The 295-nt window shown below is 46.4% G+C and carries 1 pseudogene; it reads right to left on the minus strand.

What is annotated here, in order from left to right:
• A pseudogene (locus tag ACJQQZ_RS12575) lies at window positions 1-295 on the minus strand (hypothetical protein); the annotation flags it as partial.

Here is a 295-nt window from a genome sequence, read left to right on the forward strand (position 1 = left end):
GTGCATCTGATTCAACATCAGTAAGCGCAAGTGATTCAACATCAGTAAGCGCGTCTGACTCAGCGTCAACAAGTGCATCTGATTCAACATCAGTAAGCGCATCTGATTCAACGTCAGTAAGCGCAAGCGACTCAAACTCAGTAAGCGCGTCTGACTCAGCGTCAACAAGTGCATCTGATTCAACATCAGTAAGCGCAAGTGATTCAACATCAGTAAGCGCGTCTGACTCAGCGTCAACAAGTGCATCTGATTCAACATCAGTAAGCGCAAGTGATTCAACGTCAGTAAGCGCAAG

The sequence above is a fragment of the Staphylococcus sp. KUGN1 genome (assembly GCF_045984185.1).
GTDB classification, from domain to species: Bacteria; Bacillota; Bacilli; order Staphylococcales; family Staphylococcaceae; genus Staphylococcus; species Staphylococcus warneri_A.